Here is a 24,075-nt window from a genome sequence, read left to right on the forward strand (position 1 = left end):
TTATTCTTTTTGCCACAGATTTCGCAGATTATACGGATTAAAGTTTGCCACGAATTTCACGAATTTTTATTTGACTTTATTTGAGAAATCTGTGTGAATCTTTTAATCTGTGGTTAAATTTTCGGTTTTGTATTAAAATTTCATTCGTTGTATCCTTACGGCATTTAATATGGCCAGTAAAGCCACTCCGACATCTGCAAAAACAGCTTCCCACATTGTTGCCAGACCGCCGGCACCAAGAATTAGTACAACTGCTTTTACGACAAATGCCAGACCGATATTCTGCCAGACGATTTGTTTGGTTTTTTTACCAATATTGATGGCGGTAAATATTTTTGTTGGCTGATCGTTCTGAATGACAATATCTGCTGTTTCTATAGTTGCATCACTTCCTAAGCCACCCATTGCGATTCCGGCGTGGGCAAGGGCCACAACGGGCGCGTCATTTACACCATCACCCACAAAGGCAATTTTCAGGTTTTTGTTTTTCAGCTCAGTCACTTTGGTAACTTTATCTTCCGGCAGCAAATCCCCATAGGCTTCATCGATATTTAATACTTTGGCTACGGAATTTACAACGGCTGTTTTGTCTCCTGAAAGCATGACTGTTTTTACGTTTATGCGATGTAAACTTTGAATAGCATCCTTTGCATCTTCTTTAATTTCATCGGCTATGAGAAAATAACCGGCGTATTTCTGATTGATGGCAACGACGACTATTGTGAAAGGCGTATTATCAATTTCGGAATCATAAGCAATGTTGAATTTCTTCAGTAATTTGGTGTTTCCGGCCAGAATTTCGTTGCCGTCAATGGTACCTTTCAGGCCATGACCAGCGATTTCTTCAACAGCCGTCACAAGGTTTTCTTTGTCTGTTCCATTGGCATATTCGATAATCGCAGTGCCAACAGGATGCGTTGATTTGGTTTCGAGAGCAGCCGTATATTGTATTAAATCTGCTTCCGGAATACCAACAGCTACCACTTTCTGCACTTTAAAAACGCCTTTGGTCAAGGTTCCGGTTTTGTCCATTACAACCACCTGAATGGCCGCCATGATATCAAGAAAACTCGAGCCTTTAAACAGAATTCCATTTTTACTGGCAGCTCCGATTCCACCGAAATAACCCAGCGGAATAGAAATTACTAATGCACACGGGCAGGAGATTACCAAAAAAACCAAAGCGCGATACAGCCAGTCCCTGAAAATATAATGCTCTACAAAAAAATACGGCAGTAAACAGATTGCAATGGCGGAGTAGACCACGATTGGCGTGTATATTTTGGCAAATTTTCGGATGAATAATTCGGTTGGCGCTTTTTTGGCGGTAGCATCCTGAACCATTTCCAGAATTTTAGACAATTTACTGTCTTTGTATAAAGCCGTAATTTTGACCTCGGTTACGGAGTTCAGATTAATCATTCCGGCTAAAACACTTTCACCTTTGTTTTTGGTATCGGGTTTGCTTTCTCCTGTTAAAGCTGCGGTATTAAAAGAAGCCGTTTCGGAAAGCAGTTCACCATCTAAACCCAATTTTTCACCAGGTTTTAACTGAATGACAGTTCCGATTTGGGCTTCTGTGGCTTTAATGATTTTAGTTTTGTTATTTTCGAGAATAGTCACTTCATCCGGACGCTGGTCCAATAATGTTTTGATGTTGGCTTTGGCACGCGTTACAGCCAGTGTCTGGAACGTTTCGCCAATGGCATAAAAAAGCATTACGGCCACTCCTTCGGGATATTCACCAATAGCAAAAGCTCCGACCGTGGCAATGCTCATCAGTAAAAATTCCGAAAAGAAAGATCCGTCTTTAGCACTTTCCAGCGCTTCTTTCAATACAGGAAAACCAACGGGTAAATAGGCAACTATATACCAGATTATCCGTACCCATCCTGTAAACCAGGTTTGCGGCATATAATTATCGAAAACAACTGCAATAATCAACAGTAGAAAACTGATTATTGCAGGGAGAAAAAGCTGAAAAGTAGTCTGATCTCCTATGGAATGGTCATGCCCATCGTGATCATCATGTCCGTGATCGTCAGTTGAGCAACAACTGGCAGCTTTGTTTCTTTTGACTGCTGCGTTTTGTTTGGTTTCGCAGCAATCTGTATCGTCGCTATGTATCATAAATTTAGATTAATGGGTGTGCTCTCCACCGCCTTTTTGGGCAGATAAAAGGTAAAAAGCACCTTGTGTAACAATTTTGCTATTATCAGGGATTGAAGTTACAAATTTTATTTCGGTAAATCCCATATCTGTGGTGCCGGGAATCACCTCAATGGCTTTAAAATGTATTTCTTCGTTTTCCGCTGCAGATTTGGGTTTTGTTTCTTTTTCAGCCTGTTCGTCTTCTTTAATAAAAATAAAATATTTATCACCGTTTTTTACAATGGCAGCTTTTGGAAGCGCCTTTACGGTTGCATTATTGAGATTTATATTGGCAGAAACGTACATTCCGGAGATTAATCCTTTGGCATCATCGGGATTTATTTTGGCGTGAACGGCAACCGTTTTGCTTTCATTGGAAAAAGATTTATTGATTCCGAATATTTTTCCTTTTATGGATTTATTCGATTGGTTGGTCAGTATAAAATCGACTTCCTGACCGATTGAAATCGAACCCAGATCTTTTTCATAGACATTTAAATCCAAATGCATCTGACTGTTATCGGTGACTTCAAATAATGGAATTCCGGTTTCTGCAAATGCTCCTTTGGCAATGCTGATTTTTCCGATATAGCCATTGATTGGCGATACAATAGGAATCAAGGCACTGTTGCTGCCAGGGCTGATATGAAGGGCCTGTAATTTGCTTTTTGCCGCTTGTGCTTTGGCTCTTTCTACCGCTAATTTTGCTTTTACTTCCTGAAATGTTTTTCGTGGATTTACATTTTCATCAGACAATGTTTTCTGACGGTTGTATTCCAATTGTAAATACTCAATATTGGCCGTGGCTGATTTATAATCTTCGAGCATTTCTACGACTTCCAGATTTTGAATGGTGGCCAGTACTTTGCCTTTGTTGACATAAGTGCCTTCCAGCACTAAAATGTCTTTGACGGTTCCGCCAAGCAATGTCGCAATTTTGGCAGAATTTTGAGGAGGAACCGTTGTATAACCATTAGCTTTAATGATGGTGTTAAGGTTTCGGTTTTCTACATTTCCAAACTGAATACCGACTGTTTTAAATTGTACAGCGGTTAAGGCTACTTCATTTTCGGATTCTTCTTCTTCGTGAATTTCTTCCGCTTTTTTTTCATTACAGGAAGTTAAAAGCAAGAGGAAAAGGGCAACAGGGAAGAGCAAAAGAATAAAACGGTGTATGCTATTTTTTATATTTTTCATGGATAATGACGATTAGTTAATAGAAATGGAAGGAAATTGTAATCGAATGGCGCTTTGATTGTACGTATGCATTGTTTCGGCATATTGTTTTTTTATGTCAATGGCCTGATTTAAAAAACTGATATACGTCCAATAGCTCATATCTCCACTGGCGTAGCTTTTCTGGGCTGTTGTAATAATTTGCTCCGCATATTGTAAACCTTCTTTTTGATAATAAGACAATCCTTTTTGTTGTTTTTCAAATTCATTTTGCAATTCCTGCATTTGTAACTCCAGCGAGAATTTGTTTTTCTCTAATTCCAATTCTGATTGTGTAATATTTATGGCTGCAGCTTTCGCCTTTGCCGTATTCACGCCGCCAAATAACGGAATCTGCAAACCTGCCGTAAATCCCTGAAACAAGGATTTGGTATCAATGGTTTGTGCAAAGTAACCCAAGCCTACTTTAGGAGTTCGTTGTGCTTTATACACATTGGCTTCTTTCTGATAAACCGAAATTTGCTGCTGATGATAGTCCGCCACTAAGTTTTCTACCTTCGATTTATTGGAATCCGTTAGTATTGTAAATTGCAAAGAATTGGCAGCATCAGGAACTATGTTTTCCCTGGTTTGAACAAAATATTGCAGCTGTTTTTGATAAATAGTGAGATCATATTCCAATTGCTCTTTTTGGGTTTCAATTTCCTTCACTTTTGCCTTTGCGCTAATGACTTCTATATTTCCGCTTTCGCCAGTCTTAAAACGAAGCTCTGCATTTTTTAAAAACAAAGCGTAAACATCCAGTAATTCGGTGTTTAGTTTTTGAATAGATAGTCCGTAGAGATATTGATAATAGGCTAATGTAACGGCCTTTTCAATTTCATATTCAGACATGGCTTTTCGCTTTTCGGCCAGTTTGACCAGTTCTTCCTGTAATTGCCGATTGGCTCTGGTAATTTTTCCAACGGGGAAATATTGCTGTACAGAAACATTACTGTCATAATCAGCACTATTGAATTGCCCGCCCTGATATTGTACCTGCAAAGGATCTGCCTGAAAAGCAGTCTTTTTAAGTATCGTTTGTTTCTCTATTTCCTTATCGGCAATTTTTAAATTAAGATTATTAAATTTCGCCATTTCGATTGCTTTTTCCAATGAAACGGACTGCTTATTTTGGGCGAATGAGAAACTGCTTATAACTAATAGCATAAGTGTTACTATAGGTTTTATCATTTTTGATTTGATTTTAATTCTTTTTTCGGACAATAAGTAGAGTATAGGCAAAACAATCAGTGTCAGGAGGGTTGCTGAAAATAAGCCGCCAATGACAACAGTAGCCAATGGTTTCTGAACTTCGGCACCACCGCTTGTAGATAAAGCCATCGGCAGGAAACCTAAAGAGGCTACAGCCGCAGTCATCAAAACAGGGCGTAATCTTGTTTTTGTTCCAATTAAAACGCGTTGTAAGGCATTGTCAATTCCTTCCGATTTTAACTGATTGAAATACGAAATCAAAACAATTCCGTTAAGAACTGCGATTCCGAACAGCGCAATAAAACCAATTCCGGCCGAGATACTAAAAGGCATGCCGCGCAGCCACAAAGCAAATACACCTCCAATAGCTGAAAGTGGAATTGCGGTAAAAATTAATGCTGCCTGTTTGATGCTTTTGAAGGTAAAATAAAGCAGCACCAAAATTAAGCTCAGGGCAATAGGCAAAGCAATAGAAAGCCGTTTGTTGGCTTCGATAAGATTTTCAAACTGACCTCCGTATGTAACATAATAGCCTGCGGGAAGCTCGAATTTTTTGTCCAGTTTTTGCTGAATTTCCTCCACAACACTTTTTACATCACGTCCGCGAACATTTAATCCGATGGTGATCCGGCGTTTGCCATCTTCACGGCTTACCTGCACGGGACCCTGCTCATAGTCGATGGTTGCCACCTGCGAAAGAGGTACCTGCTGCCCGTTGGGTAGCGGAATAAACAAATTACTGACATCATTAATATCATTTCGGTTTTCCTTATTCATGCGGACGACAATATCAAATCGTTTGTTTTCTTCATAGATTTTGCCCGCCGCTTCTCCCGCAAATGAGGAGCGTATGATTTTATTTAAATCTTCTATGTTTAAACCGTATAGTGCAATTTTATCGTAATCGTACTTTATGGTAATCTGAGGCAATCCGGTTACTTTGTCGGCTTTTAAATCGCCAACGCCTTCAATTGTATTGATTTTCTGAATCAGTTCATTGGCCTTTCTTTCGAGAACGTCCAGATTATCGCCAAATATTTTAATCGCAATATCACTTCGGCTGCCTGTCATTAATTCGTTAAAACGCATCTGGATGGGCTGTGAAACTTCAATATTGGCACCCGGGATTTTTTCCATTTCGGCTTTCATCAGATGCGCCAGATCTTCCCAGTTGTCAGCACTTGTCCATTCTTTTTTGTCTTTGAGGACAATAATCAAATCGCCGCTTTCTATTGGCATCGGATCGGTTGGAATTTCCCCGCTTCCGATCTTAGTAACAATCGTTTTAATTTCCGGAAATTTGGCCTTCAGCATTTTTTCATACTGGGTTGTTGTTTTGATCATTTGAGATAAAGAACTCCCGGTCATGATGGTGGCATTGATAGACAAATCCCCTTCTTCTATGGTTGGAATAAATTCGCCTCCCATATTTTGAAAAATAACAATAGCGAAAAGAAACAAAGACAAAGCAATTCCTAAAACTATCTTTTTAAAGCGTAATGATTTTTCTAAAAACGGAGTGTATATTTTTTCCAGCCAAGCCATCATTCGATCACTGAAATTGGTTTTATGTTCCGGATTTTTAGATAAAAACAAAGCACTCATCATTGGAATATAGGTGAGCGAAAGAATAAAAGCACCAATTACCGCAAAGCCAACTGTCATTGCCATTGGTTTAAACATCTTCCCTTCGGTTCCCACCAGAGCCAAAATAGGCAGGTAGACGATTAAGATAATGATTTCTCCAAAGGCAGCACTATTCCGTATTTTGGACGCCGAAGCATAAACTTCTTCATCCATTTCGGGCTGTGTTAATCTAGTTTTCCTTTTTAGCTTTTGCATATGATGCATCGTGGCTTCAACGATAATTACCGCACCATCCACGATGATTCCGAAATCAATGGCACCCAGGCTCATTAAGTTTCCGCTTACGCCAAAGGCATTCATTAAAATCACCGCAAAAAGCATGGCCAGCGGAATGACAGAGGCGACAATTAACCCAGCGCGAAGATTTCCGAGAAATAAAATCAGGACAAAAATTACGATTAAAGCCCCTTCAAGCAGGTTTTTGGTAACCGTTCCAATGGCATTATCAACCAGTTTGCTTCTGTCAATAAAGGCTTCGGCCACAACACCTTCGGGTAACATTTTGTTGATCTGAATCATTTTTTCTTTCACACGTTCAACAACGGCTTTCGAATTTTCTCCTTTGAGCATTAGCGTTAAGCCGCCCACGATTTCCCCTTTTCCATCTTTGGTGGTTGCCCCGAAACGAATGGCGTTTCCGGGCTGAACGCTGGCGACATCACGAATTAAAATAGGGGTGTCGTTTCGGTTTTTAACCACAATATTGCCAATATCCTTAATTCCGGAAGCCATACCGACACCACGGATGAAATAAGCAAATTCATCTTTTTCGATATAAGCCCCGCCGGTGTTCTGGTTGTTTTTTTCGAGGGCATCAAAGATTTCTGTAATCGTTACTCCGGAACTGTTTAAGCGGTTGGGATCGACGGCAATTTCGTATTGTTTGACACTTCCTCCCCAGGTACTTACTTCAGCAACACCTTTCACACCCTGTAACTGAGGCACAATGATCCAGTCCTGAATGGTTCTTAAACTGGTTGCATTGTATTTGTTTTCATAGCCTTTTTTGGCATACACATCATATTGGTAGATTTCACCTAAACCGGTTGTAATCGGAGCTAATTCCGGTGTCCCGGCATATTTTGGAATGTTTTCCTCTGCTTGTTTTAACCGCTGAAAAACTTGTTCACGGGCCCAGTACGTATCTGCATTTTCTTCAAAAACAACAGTTACGACCGATAAGCCAAAACGGGAAATGCTTCGGAGTTCGATGACTTTTGGAATTGTTTTTACGGCCTGTTCCAGCGGATACGTTATTAACTGTTCTACTTCCTGACTCGCCAGTGTTGGAGCAGTCGTTATAATTTGTACCTGATTGTTGGTAATATCAGGAAGAGCGTCTAACGGTAAATTTTTAAGCGAATAACTTCCCCAGGCGATAAGAATCAGGGTAAGTAAAAGTATAATGAATTTATTCTTTATACTGAATTGTATAATTTTATCGAGCATTTTTTGAATATAATGAATGAGAAATCAGACGGAATACGCCTGTTTTTTTTGTGGTAAGTCCACAACATCCTGACCCGAAATTATCGGGGCATCATTATACGATCTGAGGCGGTTGCCAGATACTTCCGTAGAAATTGGAAGTAAGAATGGAATGGTAAGACGATAATGGTTTTTTAATGAGAGGAATACTTTCATCAAAAGACCACGTAATCACCGGAGTTGTATTGAGTACTTGCGCGGCACAACAGCTGCAGGTACAAAAAGGAGGACAAAGATCTGATTCCTTTTCGTGAGAGGTACTGTCAGTTTGCGATACCGTTTCGTTGGTATGCACAATGCCCTCACTTTGTAGGGAATCTGCGCACGGCAAAGACGATAGCACGATTAAATAAACTGATAATATGATGTTAATCCATTTCACGGAGGTAAAGATAAGGATAAATGTTTTAGGGCAAAATTATAATCCTGTTATTTAATAGATTAGATTTTTGTAAAGTTAAATCAGTTCAAAACGCAAAGTTTCGCTTTCTGTTCCATTTATAATAATCGATAATTCATGAATTCCGGTATGAAAAACACGGGTAGTAATGATCCGGAACGACTGATTTCTTTCAACTTTTACCAATTGGTGCGGCTGATAGGTTTTCTCGCTTATCTTGAAGACTTTTTTCGCCAGATGCCCTTTTGCTTTTTTGTAATAAACAGCATATTCCAAACGAACTGTTTTAGGTTCCTTGTTGAGGTTTTTTAAATGAAATTGAAACTGTAAAGCGTCCCCGGTTTTTACAATGGGCGTTTTGATTTCAAAAGCAGAAAGTTCAATATTCGAACTTTCTAAGCCATAATGACTCAGAATTTCAGGATGTCCCTGTTTCAGTAAAGTTCTGCAGCCATGTTTGATAATTCCGTCTGTTTCTTTACTCAAACCTTTCCATTTTTGGGCAATTCCCAGAACGGTCTGAGGATTGTCTTTGGCAATATCATTCAGGTTATTGGCAACGCTTCGGCGTACATATTCTGATGGATCATTTTTAAGGTTTTCCAGGATGGGCAGAATAGAGTCGGGATCTTTTTTTAAGTACGGAATTGCCATTGCCCAAGGTAATCTCGGACGGCTTCCTTCACTCGACAGTCTTCGTACGTGATGGTTTTGGTGCAGTGACCATTTTGTCATTTCTTCAATCATTTTTTCTTTATATTTTAAAATGAAAGGACGGACGGCAAATTCACAGCTGATAAATTGCGTGATGGAAACAAAGGCTTTCGCCGAAGTTTTGAAGTCTTCCAGACCATACATTTCGATATAATCAGCAAAGAAAATAAACGCCAGATTTCCCTCTGTAAATTTATTTTTTAGATTTTCAATGATTTTATCGATTAAAGAAACGGCTTCCGGAAAGTTTTCAGGCATGAATTGATGGAAAACTACTGTGGTATATTTCATGCGGTCTTTCCATTCTTTTTGGGCAAAATCACCTTCATAAATAGTAGCGATGAATTTTTGCTTGTCAAATGCCGGATGTATTTCGGCTACAGCCTGACCCAATTTTTCGTAAAAAGTAACCGAATAAATATCTTTAATTAATCCCATGATTTTGTTTGAATGAACTTCAAAGATATTTAATGTTCCTAATTCACAGTCAACAAAAAAGAAAAAATTTAAACGATTTGGAAATGGGAAAATGAAGCTTTATCGGACATAAAACGAAATCTCTTAACGGTGAAAAAAAGAAGTATTTGATGTGTTAAAAAAACTTTTCATCGGAGTTGAATTTTCAAATCCACAAAATATGTCCTACTTTAGCATCTCATAAAATTTTAAAAAATGATTAGCGAATTACAATTTCAAACTGAATTACAACTATTGATCAGCAATGCCATTAGGGAAGATGTTGGTACGGGCGATTACAGTTCGTTGGCTTGTATTCCGGAATCAGCGCACGGTCAGGCTAAATTATTGGTAAAAGATCAGGGCATTATTGCAGGTGTTGCGCTTGCAAAAATGGTTTTTGAATATGTAGATCCTGCTTTAAAAATTAAAACATTTATAGAAGACGGTACACACGTAGAATACGGTGAGGTTGTTTTTGAAGTTTCAGGCAGCTCCCAATCCATTCTGAAAGCAGAAAGAGTAGTTCTGAATACAATGCAGCGTATGTCTGCCATTGCAACTAAAACAAACCAATACGTTCAGCTTTTAGAAGGAACTGGTGCCAAAATACTCGATACACGTAAAACAACTCCAAATTTCAGGGCTGCTGAAAAATGGGCAGTGAAAATAGGCGGAGGTGAAAATCATCGTTTTGCACTTTACGATATGGTGATGCTAAAAGACAATCATATTGATTTTGCAGGCGGAATTACACTTGCCATAAAGAAAACTAAGGAATATTTGAAATCCAATAATTTAGATTTGAAAATTATTGTGGAAGCCCGAAATTTAGATGAAATACGTGAAATTTTGCTCAGCGATGGTGTTCACAGAATCCTGATTGACAATTTCAATTACGAAGATACCAAAACTGCCGTACAATTAATCGGCACTAAATGTCAGACGGAATCTTCCGGAAATATCAACGAAAAAACCATCCGTGAATATGCGTTATGTGGGGTGAATTATATTTCATCCGGCGCTTTGACACACTCCGTTTACAACATGGATTTAAGTTTGAAGGCGTTTTAAAAAGAGTTATGAGTTATAAGCTATGAATTGAAATTTAAAATTAAAGTCTAATAATCTACAGTCTAAAATCCAAAATCTAAAATAATAATTATGTCTAAAGAGATAGAAGACCGGATCGAAAAAATTCCGGTATTGCGCTCTGTAATTGGGATTTTCAAGAAAATAAAATTACCCTGGTTAGAAGGGTTTTCATTATACGATTTGCTGGAATTGTACACTTTAGGAATTCTGGAAGGTGCTTTTTCCTACCACGCCAGCGCGGTTTCATTCAGTTTTTTTATGGCGTTGTTCCCTTTCGCGTTATTTATTTTAAACTTAATTCCTTTTATTCCGATTGAAGGATTTCAGGCAGATTTTTTGCAGTTCGTACAGCAGGGTGTTCCTCCAAATACCTACGATGCGATCAGTAAAATTATCAGCGATATTTTAAATAATAGTCATTCGGGTTTATTGTCTTCGGGTTTTTTACTTTCTATTTTTTTGATGGCAAACGGTATTAACGGAATTTTGAGTGGCTTTGAATCTTCAAAACACGTGTTTGATAAAAGAGGGTTTTTCAGTCAGTATTTAGCAGCACTGGCCATTTCGCTTCTTATGACCATTATTCTGTTTGTGACAGTAGCAACAATTGTAGTTTTCGAGGTCTTTATTCAGAAAACAATCATTCAGGATGTGCTGAGTGACCGCATTCCGCTGATCATATTAGGGCGTTATGCCTTCGTTATATTAATGATTCTTATAACATCCTCAATATTATTGCGTTATGGTACAAGACAGTATAATAAAGTGCCTTTTATCAGCATAGGTTCTGTTTTTACGACGATATTAATTGTTATATCTTCGTTCTTTTTTGGGATTTGGGTTATAAAATTCTCAAAATATAACGAACTTTATGGTTCAATTGGGACATTATTAATTCTAATGTTTTATATTTGGATAAACTGTATGATTCTGCTTTTGGGGTTTGAACTGAACGCCACTGTCAGAAAATTAAAACAAAAAAATAAATAATATTATGAAAAATTGGATGTTAACAATTGGAGTGTTTTTTCTAACATTAGGCACTATTCAGAGTCAGAGTGTCATTGGAAAATGGAAAACAATTGACGACGAAACGGGTGAAGCAAAATCAATTGTAGAGGTTTACGAGAAATCAGGAAAAGTATATGGAAAGGTAGTAGAAATACTTCGTGCCGACCATAAAAAAGATATCTGTTCAAAATGCAGCGGAGCTGAAAAGAACAAACCAATTTTGGGGATGATTATTATTAACGGTCTTAAGAAAGACGGTGATGAATATAACGGAGGAAGTATTCTGGATCCTACAAATGGTAAAAAATACAAATGTTATATCACATTAGATTCTGCTGATAAACTAAAACTTCGCGGTTATGTTGGCGTGGCCATAATGGGCAGAACGCAATATTGGACAAGAGTAAAAAATTAATTTCTTTTTGATTCTTCAACATGCGAAAAGTAGTATCGATACTCGTATTCTTATTAGCATTGTCAAACAGTTTTGGACAATCTAAACATACAGCACTACCAATAAGTCATCTAACAGGTGACTTTTATGTTTATAAAACATTTCACGATTATAAAGGAACCCTGATTTCTGCCAACGCCATGTATCTGGTTACAGATAAGGGCGTTGTGCTGTTTGATGCTCCCTGGGACGAAACACAATTTCAACCGTTGTTAGACAGCATAAAAGCGAAACATCATAAAGAGGTTATTATGTGTTTTGCAACGCATTCCCATGATGACAGAGCAGGAGGGATAGCATTCTACAGACAAAAAGGAATTAAAACCTATACCGGAAAACTCACGGATGAAATTTTAAAGAAAGAAAATAAGCCCAGAGCCGAATTTGTAATTCCGGACGACAGCATATTTACCGTAGGGCAATATAAGTTTGAAGTATATTACCCCGGAAAAGGACATGCGCCAGATAATATTGTGGCGTGGTTTGCTAAAGAAAAAGTACTTTACGGTGCTTGTTTTATAAAGAGTACCGAAGCAAAGGATCTTGGCTATTTAGGAGATTCTGATGTGAAGGAATGGGAAAAGTCAATTAAGAAAGTGCAGGCCAAATTTAAAAATCCAATATATATTATTCCGGGGCATGAAGGCTGGGAAAATACAGCATCGCTGAATCATACTTTAAAAATGGTGAAGGAATATAATATTTTAAAAGCTTCGGATAAAGTAGAGAAAAAGTAATTGATGAATTCCTGTTATTGGAATTTCGGTAAATATTTTGGGTACTTACTGACGGAGTATTAACTTTGTCAGGAATCCGGTTCATTTTGTGTATTATTTATCGAAAGCGGTTCTTACAGGCAGTACAGAAAAATCCAATTCGAAAAGAATTAGTTTTTAATTATTTCGAAACTATAAAAAAGTCAATGTATTTTATTGAAGTTATTTTACCGCTTTCCTTAGCAAAAACCTTTACCTATCGCGTCTCTGAGGCTGAATTCCATTTTATAAAAAAAGGAATGAGAGTGGCGGTACCTTTTGGTAAAAGTAAAATGTATACGGCACTTGTTCTCGATATTCATGAAAATGCACCAACTTTATACGAAGCCAGGGAAATCCACCAGATTTTAGACGAAAAACCAATTGCCACAGAAATCCAGATAAAACACTGGCTTTGGGTAGCAAGCTATTATATGTGCGGTATTGGCGATGTGTATCGTGGCGCATTCCCAAGTGGATTGTTATTAGAAAGTGAAACTATTATTTCGCATAAAGCGGATGTTTCCGTAAACCAAAACGAACTTTCTGATGAAGAATTTTTGGTTTATGAAGCATTGCAGCAACAAAGTTCTCTTAAAGTTCAGGATATCATTGCGATTTTGAACAAGAAAAATATTTTCCCGATTCTTCAAAAAATGATTGCCAAAGGTATTATTGTTTTAGAAGAAGAAATAAAGGAAGGATACAAACCCAAACTGATTCGATATGTAAAATTGCATCCTAAATACGAAACAGATGAAGGTTTAGGACAGTTGTTGGAAGTACTTAAAAATGCCAATAAGCAAAAGGAAATAGTCCTGGCTTATTTTCAGTTGAGAGCTTCCGAAAAAAAGCCAATCACGGTGAAGAAAATTGTAGAAGCTTCGCAGTCTTCTTCAGCGGCTGTAAAAGCATTGGTAGACAAAGAAATTTTAGAAGAATATTTACTGCAGCACGACCGGGTTAATTTTGAAGGGAAAGCTTCAGAAAAGCTGTTACACTTAAGTGAAGCCCAGGAAAAGGCTTTTACTGAAATTAAAGAAAATCTTATCGATAAAGACGTTTGTCTGCTTCATGGTGTAACTTCAAGCGGAAAAACGGAGATTTATATCAAATTAATTGAAGAATATCTGGCTACCGGAAAACAAATCTTGTATTTGCTGCCGGAAATTGCGCTGACTACACAGTTGGTCTCTCGTTTGCGACTTCATTTTGGAGATAAAATTGCTGTTTTCCATTCGAAATACAGTAATAATGAAAGAGTTGAGGTATGGAAACAAACACTCGAAAATGCGGATAAAGCCCAGATTATAATAGGAGCAAGGTCGGCATTGTTTCTGCCATTTGCCAATTTAGGTTTATTGATCGTAGATGAAGAGCACGAGCAGACTTTTAAGCAGGCAGATCCCGCACCACGATACCATGCCAGGGATTCAGCGGTAGTTTTGGCAAATTTTCATAATGCCAAAGTACTTTTAGGATCCGCAACACCAAGTATAGAAACGTACTTTAATACACAAACAGAGAAATACGGTTTGGTGTCGATTATGGAACGTTATAATAATGTCCGAATGCCCGAAATTGTTTTGGTTGATCTTAAAGACAAACATTTCCGAAAAAAAATGACCGGACATTTTAGTGACCTCCTGATCGAAGAAATTGCTGAAGCACTACAATTAGGCGAACAAGTGATTTTGTTTCAAAACAGACGTGGATATTCCCCTGTAATTGAATGCCTGACTTGTGGCCATGTTCCGCATTGTCAGCAGTGCGATGTGAGTCTGACTTTTCATAAGCATAAAAACCAATTGCGTTGCCACTATTGTGGTTATGCGATTGCAAAACCTACACACTGCCACAGCTGTTCCAGTATTGACCTCACGACAAAAGGCTTCGGGACAGAACAGATTGAGCAGGAATTACTGACTCTTTTTCCGAAAGCGAAAACCGGCAGAATGGATCAAGACACGACTCGCGGAAAGTTTGGTTTTGAAAAAATTATTGATTCGTTTAAAAATCGCGAAATAGATATTCTGGTAGGAACACAAATGCTGGCCAAAGGTCTGGATTTTGATAATGTGAGTCTCGTCGGAATCATGAATGCCGATAACATGCTGCATCATCCGGATTTCAGGGCTTTCGAGCGTAGTTTTCAGATGATGACACAGGTTGCGGGAAGGGCTGGAAGAGCTGAAAAACAAGGTAAAGTGGTGATCCAAACTTATAATCCAAACCATAATACAATTCAACAGGTAACGACCAATAATTATGCAGGCATGTATAAGGAGCAATTGTATGATCGTCAGATCTATAAATACCCTCCTTATTTCAGGATTATCAAGCTCACTTTAAAGCATCGTGATTTTGATAAACTAAAAGAAGGTTCAATGTGGTTGTATCAGGTGCTGAGCCAGAATCTGGCTATGCCGGTACTGGGGCCTGAAGAGCCGGCTATCAGTAGAATAAGAAATGAGTACATACGTACGATTTTGATTAAGATTCCTCAAAATCTGCCATTAGGGGGTACAAAAAAAACTATTCAGAAAATGTTGAATAGTTTTGAGGCTGTTGCTCAATACAGAGCTATAAAAGTGGTAATAAATGTCGATTTCTATTAATTAAGAAGAAGTAGAAAGAGCTTTTACAAGGTCTTCCTTTTTATTTCTGCTTAACGGAATTTTTGTAATACCAATTTCTGCAAATTTGCTGTTAAAGCGTTCTACCTTATCAATATTAATAATATAGGATTTGTGTACACGAATAAATTTATCTTTAGATAAATCATTTTCAAAAGATTTCATCGTAGAAAGTACCAGATTGCTGTCATCTTCGGTAACCACTCTTACATAATCTCCGAAAGCTTCTATCCATTTGATTTTTGCAGTGAAAATTTTAAGTTTTTTAAGGTTGCTTTTGATGAAAATATGTTCGCCTTCTTCTTCTTTTACCTCTTTTTTAAGTAAATGCATATCAACCGCTCTTTTAACGGAAGAGTTAAAACGATCAACAGCAATAGGCTTTTGAAGATAATCGGTAGCATCATAATCAAATGCTTTTAAGGCATATTCAGCTTTAGAAGTAATAAAAATGATCTGCGGTTTGGATTTTAGCCCGTCCAGGAAATCAAAACCATTGATAACGGGCATTTCTATATCAAGAAATATTAAGTCGATATTATTAAGAGAGATACAGCTTTTCGCTTCAATTGCGTTCGAAAAGTCACCAATCAAATGCAAGCCTGGGTGATTATTTACTAATTTTGCAATAATTGTCCTCTGTATAGAACTATCATCCACAACAACACAGTTTAGTTTCATAACATTTAAGTTTAGTATAAATTCAGGATAGCAGTAGTAAATATATTATTTTTTTAGGAAAAAAACTAAAATTGAAGTTTATTTTTCGTTTTCCGGCGAATAAACGTAAAAAAGTGTTGTGGATATAAATATATTCACTACTTTTGCACCCAATTTTAACAAATAAATATTATATTTATGAATCATTATGAAACTGTTTTCATTTTAAATCCCGTTTTATCTGAGGTTCAGGTGAAGGAAACAGTAACGAAATTTGAAGAATTTCTTACTAGCAGAGGAGCTGAAATGGTATCAAAAGAGGATTGGGGCCTAAAAAAAATGGCTTACGAAATCCAAAACAAAAAAAGTGGTTTTTATCACTTGTTTGAGTACAAAGTAGCAGGAGAAGTCCTAATTGCTTTTGAGACTGAATTTAGACGTGACGAGAGAGTTATGCGTTTCCTGACTGTAAGTTTGGATAAACATGCAATTTCTTGGGCTGAAAGAAGAAGAGCCAAATTAAAATCTACTAAAGCTTAATTATTATGTCTACAATAGAGCAATCTGCAAAAGGAAAAAAAGACGGGGATATCAGATATCTTACGCCTTTAAATATTGAAACTAACAAAACTAAAAAGTATTGTCGTTTCAAAAAATCAGGAATCAAATATATCGATTATAAAGATGCTGATTTCTTATTGAAATTCGTTAATGAGCAAGGAAAAATTCTTCCTCGTCGTTTAACAGGAACTTCATTGAAATACCAAAGAAAAGTGTCTGTAGCTGTAAAAAGAGCGCGTCACTTAGCTTTAATGCCATACGTGGCCGATTTATTAAAATAATTTAAAAACTCAGTTGTTGGTTTCCCGTTAAAACGGAACCTAACTTCTCAAATATAAGGACAACAACATGGAACTTATTTTAAAACAAGACGTACAGAATCTAGGATTTAAAGATGATGTAGTATCTGTAAAAGCGGGTTACGGACGTAACTTTTTAATACCTCAGGGTTTTGCTGCTTTAGCAACTCCTTCTGCTAAAAAAGTTTTGGCTGAAAACCTAAAACAAAGAGCACACAAAGAAGCTAAAGTAGTTGGTGATGCAAAAGCATTAGCTGAAACTTTAAAAGCTCTTGAAATTAAACTTACTGCAAAAGCTGGTGGAGAGAAACTTTTTGGTTCTATCACAAACATCGACATTGCTGAAGCTTTAGAAAAATCCGGTAACGCTATTGATAGAAAATTCATCACTAGTGGTATCGTAAAACGTACTGGAAAATATACTGCAAACATCCGTTTACACAGAGATGTAATAGTTGAGTTACCTTACGAAATTATTGCAGAGAAATAACAGATTGTTAACTTTTTGTTAATAAAATATAAAAATCACTCCTTGGAGTGATTTTTTTTTGTCTAATTTTGAGTGAAATAACTCACTCAAAACCAAGAAAATGAAAAAAATCTTTGCATTATTGTTATGTGTCTTAGGTCTTACCGCCAGTATAGGGCAAACTACGACATCGAGTATTAAAGGTATCGTAAAAAGTTCGGGCAACGAACTTTTGCCGGGAGCGACTATCCAGGCAGTTCATACTCCGACTGGTTCAAAATATTCTTCTCTCTCTAATGGAGATGGAAGATTTAATATTTTGAATATGAGAATTGGCGGACCTTATAAGATCATTGTTACTTTTGTTGGCTACCAAAATCAGGAATATAATGATGTTTATCTTGATTTGGGAAAGGTATTTAATTTAGATGTTATTTTAGCAAATGAAAGCCAGGCTTTAGAAGAAGTCAAAGTAGTTTCTAAAAATAAAGTTTTTCAAAGCGGAAGAACCGGCGCCGAAACCACAATTGGCAGAAGAGAGCTGACTGCTTTACCTACTATTTCGAGATCGGCTGAAGATTTTACACGTTTAGAGCCAACGGCCAGCGGGGGTTCGTTTGGAGGAAGAAATGACCAGTACAATAATTATTCTTTAAATGGTGCTATTTTTAATAATCCATTTGGTTTGGATGCGGCAACTCCGGGTGGGCAAACAGGTTCCCAGCCAATTTCATTAGATGCAATTGATCAGATTCAGGTAGCAACCGCTCCTTACGATGTTACTTTGTCCGGCTTTACAGGAGCTTCTGTAAATGCGGTAACAAAGTCGGGGAGTAACGAATTTCATGGTACTGCCTATGTTTTTTACCGAAACCAGGATCTAACGGGAAGTAAAATAAAAGGAGAAAAAATATTTGTACCTTCTTTAGAACAAACCCAGGCCGGATTCAGTTTGGGAGCTCCAATTATTAAAGATAAATTATTCATTTTCGGAAATTTTGAAATTGATAAAAGAAGCGATTTGGGATCTAATTTCGTGGCCAATAATAATGATGGTGTTACCGGAATTAACGAATCCAGAGTATTGGAGTCTGATTTAATTGCAGTATCAAATGCCTTAGCGGGCCTAAAAGATGCCAATGGCAATAATTTTAATTATAATCCCGGCGCTTACCAGGGTTTTGTACACAATTCAAATTCTACAAAAGGAATTGTAAAAGTAGACTGGAATATTAATGACAATCATAAATTAGCTGTTATTTATAATTTTCTGGATGCTTCCAAAGATAAACCGGCACATCCGACAGCATTAGGGTTCAGGGGGCCAAATGCTTCAATTCTTCAGTTTCAGAATGCAGGATATCAGATTAACAATAAACTGAGTTCTTTTTTATTGGAGTTAAATTCAAAATTCAGCGAATCTGTTTCTAATAAACTGCAGGCCGGTTATACGTATTTCAATGATTTTAGAGATCCTTTTTCATCTCCCGCTCCGGTGATTAATATACAGGACGGTGCCGGATCAAATTATATTATTGCCGGGCATGAGCCATTTTCCATCAATAATACACTGAAGCAGAAAGTAATTCAGATTACCGATAATCTGAATTATACTGTAGGCAGCCATGCCTTTACTTTTGGGACTTCTTTTGAAAAATTTAATTTCGAAAATTCCTTTAATTTAGCGGGTTACGATAAGTTTCGTGGTAATACAGATCCGGTTCCTTATTACGGAACTTTTAGACCTTATGCAAGTGTAGCGGACTTTTTAGCAGATGCGGCTTTGCCATTTGCATCCAGTTCCGTAGCTCAGAATATGCAGAATGCGATTGATACGTATAAATCAAAAAATAATTATGCTGTTGGTGCCGATAATGGCTGGAAGTTAGCAGAGTTAAATGTTGGGCAATGGGCTTTTTATGCCCAGGATGACTGGAGTGTTACCGATAATTTCAAGTTGTCATTTGGTTTAAGAGCAGATAAGCCCTTGTACTTTAATACGTCAGATTTAATTCAGAAATATATTGATACGAATAATGGCGGATCAAAAAGAAATAATAATATAGATTATTTTGATCCTGAAACAGGAAAAGCCGTAAAATTAATTTCTACTGACCTGCCAAGCGATAAAATTTTGTGGTCACCAAGAATTGGTTTTAACTGGGATGCCAGCGGTAATGAAACATCACAGCTTCGAGGTGGATCCGGAGTTTTTACGGGCAGGATTCCTTTTGTTTGGTTAGGTAATCAGGTAAGTGGTGCCGATGACAGTTTTTTTCAGATTATGGATCCGGATTATAAATGGCCGCAAGTGTGGAGAACCAGTTTAGGATATGATCATAAATTTGAAAGTAATTATATTTTGACTATTGATATGTCTTATAACAAAGATATTAATGGCGTTCATGTGCAAAACTGGGGTTTAAAAGATCCAACGGGAACTTTGGGAGGTGTAGACGGCAGATTGATCTATACTGCTGCTGATAAAGGTGCAAATAATGCCTATGTGATGACTAACTCAGATAAAGGATTTGCTTTTAATAGTTCCGTTAAAATCCAGAAAACTTTTGAAAATGGTTTGTATGCGAGTTTAGCTTATAATTATTTAGTGTCTAAAGATGTGAATTCTATCGAAGCTGAAATTACCGGAGATGCCTTTGCCTTTAATCCTGCTTTGGGTAATGTAAATAAAGATGTGCTTTCTAATTCTAAATACGGAGACAATAACCGTTTCATTGGTGTGAGTTCAAAGAAATGGAAATACGGGAACGATAAGTGGTCTACGACAATTTCTACTTTCTTCGAATATGCCAGAGGAGGGCGTTTTAGTTATACTTATGGTGGTGATATCAATAATGACGGATCGGCGGTAAATGACTTAATCTATGTGCCTAGAGCAGCCGAAATCGGACAAATGACGTTTACAGGAGGATTGGCACAAGGTGATGCTTTTAATAAATTTATTGAACAGGATGATTATTTAAGAGACAGAAGAGGTCAGTATGCAGAGCGTTACGGGGCAATTTCTCCGTGGAGAGGAAAATGGGACTTAAAACTTTTACAGGATTATAATTTCAAATTTTCATCTGCTTCAGAAAAAAAGAATACCATACAGTTTAGTATTGATATTTTAAATGTTGGAAACTTGTTAAATTCTGACTGGGGAGTTGTTCAGGTTCCTACCAGTGTACAGCCAATTGGAGTTACTGTTGTTGGAAATACGCCAACGTATACCTTCACTAATACACAGACAAAGACCTTTAGTTATGATGCCAGTCTGAATTCAAGATGGCAAATGCAATTTGGTATCAGATATATTTTCTAATCGAATAAAGATATTGTAAATTTGCCCCCTCATTTGAGGGGGCTTTTTTGTTTAAAAATGTAGATACTTATAAAGCTGTACAAAGGTTTAATTTGAAAAAATAATAATGAAATACGCAAGATTAACAAAAGAGCAATTTGATGAATTGCATGCAGAATTTTCCAGTTTTTTGGCAACGCAGGCGATTGATAAAGCAGAGTGGGATTCCATAAAAGAAAATAAACCCGAAGTAGCAGAGCAGGAACTGGATGTTTTTTCAGATTTGATCTGGGAAGGTGTTTTGTCCAGAGCTGAGTTTTTGGAGCATTTTTCTAAAAACCATATTTTCTTATTTCAATGTTTTGATAGTCATGTGCAGTCTATCGTTTTAAAATCATTGGTTCCTGAAACTGATTTTCTGACGCAGGAAGGTCTACAGTGGCTGAGCGATAATATGTTTACAGAGAACATAGAAATGAAGGTGGGAAAAAAAGTATTTACTGAAGATCGTAATATATCTATTTTTGAATTAATTCAGCAGGGTGCTTTTTTAAGTGACGGGCAATTATTCAAACAAATCAATACGATTATAGAATCTTGATAATTTAGAAACTATTAAATTGAAAAAGGTAAATGATTGGTGTTAAATTATTTACCTTTTTTTAGTGTTTTAACTTTTGTTTAATCTTTTTTATTTTTTTTTACCCGTATTTCTACGTGTTTTTTTCGAATAGCTAAGCATTTTAACTTTTTTATTGATTCTGTAAGTTTTACTTTTCAAATACAACTTTTGTGTTAATAAAAATAGCTTTTAAAATGTTTAAAAGTAGTACTAAACTTACTTTTTGTGTATTTCATAAAAAATAGTTAAAAAAAATGTGATATATGTAACTGCTTCATTTTAAGTCTTAAACATCAGTAATTCCTGTACTTCAGCTGTTTTTTTTCTTTTTTAAATTTAAGACAATCCAATAAAACAACAATTTTAGGTTTGTTTTGTATTTTAATTTTAATTAATTTTAGTAAAAGAAAGTTAAACAAAATGGTTTTTAGGTTTTTCTATAAACATTTATAAAGGAAGTAATTTTTACAGCCTTTTTCAGAATATAATAAAACCTTTTTTTTTTTGATTTTCCTTCTATGATTTTAAAGTTTAAAATTTTTACTAACTTAATTAATTTGCTTATGGAATTGACAAATACTCTCTTTATCAAATTTGTTTTAAGTCTCCTAATTATTTTAGCTTTAAATCTTTTGATTTTCAAAAAACTGAAATTTATTCCCAAATTGAATTTTAGTATAACAACAAATTTGTTTTATAAATTCCAACATTATATTAAATTTTCATTTTTGCTGCCAAAACCCAGTCATTAGTTTTGGCAATAAAATGCATTGCTGTGTTCTAATTTTAAATTCAATGATATAAAATCATGGTTTCAATTTTTTTAGAATTTATTTCTAATCAAACCAATTAACAGATCGACTAATCAACTTTCTAGTAATATTGAATCATCCTTATATATCAATCCATAGAATCTCCCCAATTCTATCTGGCTCAATAAAATTTTCGTTTATGAAAATTTGCACTACAACAAATCACTCCTTCGGAAGATTGGTTCAGATCAATGTTCCTCAAAATTTTTGAGTTATTTTTTTATTCAAAGTGGATGAAAAAGGCTCTTAGTGTTTCATTGTATAACTATTACATAATTATTTTTTTAAAGGAAATCTGATTTAAGTCTTACTTGTTAGGTTTTTAAGTTTAACTCTAATCTATTGATTATTAACGTTTTTTAAATTGCCTGAGTATACGTACTTATGGCAGCAGGTATTTTATTGTCCATTTTCTAATCTTCCAAATTATGAAAAAAATCTTTACTTTTTGTAATCTCATTCCAAAGAAGAGATTATTCGGACTATTATTTTTATTCCTATTATGTACTAATGCATTTTCGCAAACAGTTTGTCGGCCTGTGTCCCAAACGAATAGCCAGGGTGGATTATTATGTGTAGGATTAGATATAGATAGTCCCGCCAGTGCCTACGACAATGACGCAGGGCTGACAACTTATGCAACCCTCACAAACGCTGTAGGGGTCGGGTGTTTTGTCCAGGAGACATTAACACTGAATCAGACGGCAAAAGCCGGAGATCAAATTGTACTCTATCTGGGTACGGGAAATGGTTTGCTCGATGTTGGATTATTATCTAATGCGACTATTCAGGCTAAACTTTCGGGAACAAATGTAGGTCCAAGTGTAGCATTAAACAGCCCACTTTTAAATTTAAGTTTGTTATCCGGTAACTCAATTGCAGCAGTACGATTTACTGTTACAGCTGATACGAATCAGATACAGGTGCAGGTGGGCGGGCTTTTAAGCCTGTTGGTAAGTTTAAGAATTTATGATGTTCGTTTAGATTTTGCAAAACCAACTGTATCAGGAGGTTTAAGTCAAACTATTTGTTCAGGAAATTTTACTACTTTAACTGCCACTCCTGCAGCAGGCACTTCCCTGTCATGGTATAGTTCTGCAACTTCGACCACTCCTTTGATAACTGCTAATAGTTATCAAACGCCGGTTTTAACGACAGCTACCACTTATTATATAGGTGTAACCAGAGCCGCCGGCTGTGAAGGCAGTGAACGTGTACCAGTTGTGGTTAATGTTTCTAATCCTGTTGCTCCGGTTATCAGTACAGTAGGAACCGCAATATGTTCTACAGGAGCGACACAGCAAACTACTTTGTCTGTAATTAATCCTATTCCCGGTACCACTTACAATTGGTATTCTGTAAATAGTGGAGGAACGATTTTAGCCTCCGGTGATACATACGCTCCAACCGTACCTGTTGGAACTACTAATTTCTTTGTAGAAGCTGCAATTGGTTCTTGTGTAAGTCCTGCAAGAACTCAGGTAGCTGTAACATCTAACCCTGTACCGGCACTGCCAACAGTTTTGACACAAAGTGTTACCATACAATCAGGTCAGAATGCGACATTAAGTGCTGTCGCTTCCGGAGCAGGCGTTACTTTAAATTGGTATGATGTTGCCACCGGCGGAACTGCGCTTCTGACTAATTCGGCAACATTTACAACACCTATATTAGTCGCTACTAAAACCTATTATGTCGAAGCCCAAAGTGCCACGGGAGGTTGTGTTAGTTCTTCTAGAGTGCCAGTAACGGTAACAGTGGTCAATAATCCTTTGGGAACTTGTTTAGAAGCCAATAGTCAGCAAACCAATTTTAATGGTCTCTGTTTATTATGTGGCTCGACTAATCCTAATAATTCTGTTGATGGAAATCCGGCAACTGCAGCAAGGCTTACCATTCCTGTTGGTTTAATTAATGGATACGCCCAACAAACGCTTCAATTTAACAATCCCGGCAGAGCTGGAGATATTGTTGATGTTGAATTGGAAGTTCCCGGGGGGATTCTCGATTTAAGTGTATTAAATTACATCAGTTTGGCAACTTATAACGGAGCAACTTTTAATAATGACAGAGTTTAGATTAATAATATAGTTGATATTGTATTATTAGGT

17 protein-coding genes are annotated in these 24,075 nt (G+C 36.7%); 11 read left to right on the forward strand and 6 right to left on the reverse strand.

The features are described 5' to 3' along the window. Nucleotides 1-132: 132 nt before the first annotated feature. The 5 genes from EV142_RS06125 to EV142_RS06145 form a co-directional block, all read right to left on the reverse strand. Nucleotides 133-2,130, reverse strand: a complete 1,998-nt coding sequence (locus tag EV142_RS06125) for a heavy metal translocating P-type ATPase (RefSeq protein ID WP_132033556.1) — start codon at nucleotides 2,128-2,130, stop codon at nucleotides 133-135. Between the two features lie 9 nt (nucleotides 2,131-2,139). Then, entirely contained in the window at nucleotides 2,140-3,348 is a 1,209-nt protein-coding gene (locus EV142_RS06130) for an efflux RND transporter periplasmic adaptor subunit (protein WP_132033558.1), read from the reverse strand. 12 nt (nucleotides 3,349-3,360) lie between these two features. Next, nucleotides 3,361-7,677, reverse strand: coding sequence for a CusA/CzcA family heavy metal efflux RND transporter (locus EV142_RS06135; protein ID WP_132033560.1), 4,317 nt, complete (start codon nucleotides 7,675-7,677; stop codon nucleotides 3,361-3,363). Nucleotides 7,678-7,771: 94 nt separating this feature from the next. Then, a complete protein-coding gene (locus tag EV142_RS06140; RefSeq protein WP_306462548.1) occupies nucleotides 7,772-8,098 on the reverse strand; it encodes a DUF6660 family protein in 327 nt (108 codons plus the stop codon). A 75-nt stretch (nucleotides 8,099-8,173) separates the two neighbouring features. After that, nucleotides 8,174-9,268, reverse strand: coding sequence for a DNA alkylation repair protein (locus EV142_RS06145; protein WP_132033563.1), 1,095 nt, complete (start codon nucleotides 9,266-9,268; stop codon nucleotides 8,174-8,176). A 234-nt stretch (nucleotides 9,269-9,502) separates the two neighbouring features. On the opposite strand from EV142_RS06145, the gene nadC reads away from it, so the two are divergent. The 5 genes from nadC (at nucleotide 9,503) to priA (ending at nucleotide 15,219) form a co-directional block, all read left to right on the forward strand. Continuing rightward, nucleotides 9,503-10,360, forward strand: coding sequence for a carboxylating nicotinate-nucleotide diphosphorylase (gene nadC / locus EV142_RS06150; RefSeq protein WP_132033565.1), 858 nt, complete (start codon nucleotides 9,503-9,505; stop codon nucleotides 10,358-10,360). A 90-nt stretch (nucleotides 10,361-10,450) separates the two neighbouring features. Further along, entirely contained in the window at nucleotides 10,451-11,371 is a 921-nt protein-coding gene (locus EV142_RS06155) for a YihY/virulence factor BrkB family protein (protein ID WP_132033567.1), read from the forward strand. 4 nt (nucleotides 11,372-11,375) lie between these two features. Beyond that, nucleotides 11,376-11,807 (forward strand): DUF2147 domain-containing protein, encoded by a 432-nt coding sequence (locus EV142_RS06160; protein ID WP_132033569.1) that lies wholly within the window; start codon nucleotides 11,376-11,378, stop codon nucleotides 11,805-11,807. A gap of 20 nt (nucleotides 11,808-11,827) precedes the next feature. After that, nucleotides 11,828-12,583, forward strand: a complete 756-nt coding sequence (gene bla-B1-FLAV / locus EV142_RS06165; RefSeq protein ID WP_132033571.1) for a subclass B1 metallo-beta-lactamase — start codon at nucleotides 11,828-11,830, stop codon at nucleotides 12,581-12,583. A 185-nt stretch (nucleotides 12,584-12,768) separates the two neighbouring features. Beyond that, nucleotides 12,769-15,219, forward strand: a complete 2,451-nt coding sequence (priA, locus tag EV142_RS06170) for a replication restart helicase PriA (protein ID WP_132033573.1) — start codon at nucleotides 12,769-12,771, stop codon at nucleotides 15,217-15,219. Here priA and EV142_RS06175 read toward each other — a convergent pair whose 3' ends face one another. Further along, the gene (locus EV142_RS06175; protein WP_132033575.1) at nucleotides 15,220-15,918 is read right to left on the reverse strand and encodes a LytR/AlgR family response regulator transcription factor; all 699 of its coding nucleotides are present in this window, start codon (nucleotides 15,916-15,918) and stop codon (nucleotides 15,220-15,222) included. Nucleotides 15,919-16,095: 177 nt separating this feature from the next. Between EV142_RS06175 and rpsF the strand changes: the two genes are divergently transcribed. The 6 genes from rpsF (at nucleotide 16,096) to EV142_RS24345 (ending at nucleotide 24,042) form a co-directional block, all read left to right on the forward strand. Further along, a complete protein-coding gene (gene rpsF / locus EV142_RS06180) occupies nucleotides 16,096-16,437 on the forward strand; it encodes a 30S ribosomal protein S6 (protein WP_059118879.1) in 342 nt (113 codons plus the stop codon). 5 nt (nucleotides 16,438-16,442) lie between these two features. Next, nucleotides 16,443-16,739 carry a 30S ribosomal protein S18 gene (rpsR, locus tag EV142_RS06185; RefSeq protein WP_002987043.1) on the forward strand — a complete coding sequence of 99 codons (297 nt, stop codon included), beginning with the start codon at nucleotides 16,443-16,445 and terminating at the stop codon, nucleotides 16,737-16,739. Between the two features lie 67 nt (nucleotides 16,740-16,806). Continuing rightward, nucleotides 16,807-17,247: a 50S ribosomal protein L9 gene (rplI, locus tag EV142_RS06190; RefSeq protein WP_132033577.1), complete on the forward strand. Its 441-nt coding sequence runs from the start codon at nucleotides 16,807-16,809 to the stop codon at nucleotides 17,245-17,247. A gap of 100 nt (nucleotides 17,248-17,347) precedes the next feature. Continuing rightward, nucleotides 17,348-20,551, forward strand: a complete 3,204-nt coding sequence (locus tag EV142_RS06195) for a TonB-dependent receptor (RefSeq protein WP_132033579.1) — start codon at nucleotides 17,348-17,350, stop codon at nucleotides 20,549-20,551. A gap of 106 nt (nucleotides 20,552-20,657) precedes the next feature. Beyond that, the gene (locus EV142_RS06200) at nucleotides 20,658-21,131 is read left to right on the forward strand and encodes a DUF6495 family protein (RefSeq protein WP_132033581.1); all 474 of its coding nucleotides are present in this window, start codon (nucleotides 20,658-20,660) and stop codon (nucleotides 21,129-21,131) included. A gap of 1,261 nt (nucleotides 21,132-22,392) precedes the next feature. Beyond that, nucleotides 22,393-24,042 (forward strand): immunoglobulin domain-containing protein, encoded by a 1,650-nt coding sequence (locus EV142_RS24345; RefSeq protein WP_244606809.1) that lies wholly within the window; start codon nucleotides 22,393-22,395, stop codon nucleotides 24,040-24,042. Nucleotides 24,043-24,075 lie beyond the last annotated feature (33 nt).

The organism is Flavobacterium circumlabens (assembly GCF_004345565.1).
In the GTDB taxonomy this organism is placed as follows: Bacteria; Bacteroidota; Bacteroidia; order Flavobacteriales; family Flavobacteriaceae; genus Flavobacterium; species Flavobacterium circumlabens.